At 48.4% G+C, this 1,252-nt stretch carries 1 protein-coding gene and 2 pseudogenes; 1 reads left to right on the forward strand and 2 read right to left on the reverse strand.

Annotated elements, in window-relative coordinates; all coding sequences use genetic code 11:
- Both AUR66_RS22525 and AUR66_RS21090 read right to left on the reverse strand, forming a co-directional pair.
- Positions 1-335: pseudogene (locus AUR66_RS22525) on the reverse strand (CRISPR-associated endoribonuclease Cas6); the annotation flags it as partial.
- A 139-nt stretch (positions 336-474) separates the two neighbouring features.
- Positions 475-864, reverse strand: coding sequence for a DUF5658 family protein (locus AUR66_RS21090; RefSeq protein WP_157532990.1), 390 nt, complete (start codon positions 862-864; stop codon positions 475-477).
- A gap of 171 nt (positions 865-1,035) precedes the next feature.
- Here AUR66_RS21090 and AUR66_RS22530 point away from each other — a divergent pair.
- Positions 1,036-1,252, forward strand: a pseudogene (locus tag AUR66_RS22530) (hypothetical protein); the annotation flags it as partial.

Consider the following 1,252-nt stretch of genomic DNA (forward strand, 5'->3'; position numbering starts at 1 on the left):
CCTGGTTCCCCGACGTCGGGTGCCTGAACGTCGACGTTCTCAACCTCGAACGTCATCTCGCCGACGGAGAGAATTTGGGAAGTGAGTAGCGACTCAGCGAGTGTATTGAGGACCGCCCGGTTTGGTGATGCGACACGAAGCTTTCGGGTGTCGTCGACAGTGAGACCGCCCCATGGAAATATATTCGAGAAACTGAGCCCCACGGGCTCATTTGCATCGTGTGTTTCTGCAAACCCAGCTCGGAGGCGCTCCCACAGGGCAGACCGGAGTGAATGATGGTATGAGACATCGTACGCTGTCTCCGAAACCGACCTGAGAGAGACCTCTAGACGCATCGGTTAGGTGAATGCTTTCCAGTGCCCTTGAGAATTCCCCTGTGGACCGACGAAATGGCACGCCACTTCTTAACACTAATAACATGGGTAGATTCACCCCCATCAAATACTCTGATTGTCTCACATCAAAGCCCCTTCATTAAAGCGCGCTCACACGTTTGATTATTAATAAATTGTTGACAACTGCAGCAACCCCTAGCACGACGAGAACTGCAGGAATAAACCATCGATGTGGATGACTGGCCAAGAGCATATATAAACTGGCACAGACACTCAACGAGGAGATTTTTACAAATATAAGACCTGTCGCAGATGGCTTTGGACCGATCAAATAACGGAGTAAGGGAACCCTCTCCTCAACGCTCTCATGGCGTAAACCAACTAGTGTCGTTATGTAATCTCCAAGGCCGTAGAATACGAATGCACCCACCCAGAGAATGGTATTCGAGACCATACACCAGAATGGTGCCCCATGAAGATTAACAACCCTGATGGATCTATGGTTTTTTTTAGATGTCGTCCTGTTCATGTTTTTACAATTCCTCCCGCAGTTCTATAGATAGTTATTACAGAATTAACCCTTCGAGAACAGTCTTTTGAGAGCTATATTCAGTATAGTATGAACTTCATAATCTAATACCTATAACGCCATCGTAACTGTATGTACAGACGACAATTTGCGGGGGGCATCGGAGCCAGCATGGTACTCCTATCTGGTTGCCTTGGTTCGGGGTTACTGAACGCTGGTTCCCCTAAAGAGGAGGTGAGTGATGAAAACAAACCTGTTGAAAGTGTTACTGAGCCGAAACCAACTCCCGAACCAACCCCGAAACCAACTCCTGAATCTACACCCGAACCGACCCCTGAACCCCTCGAGAATAGAATTCAGTTTACACCTGACGAATCTGACCCTGCTG

The organism is Haloferax profundi (assembly GCF_001469865.1).
GTDB lineage: Archaea > Halobacteriota > Halobacteria > Halobacteriales > Haloferacaceae > Haloferax > Haloferax profundi.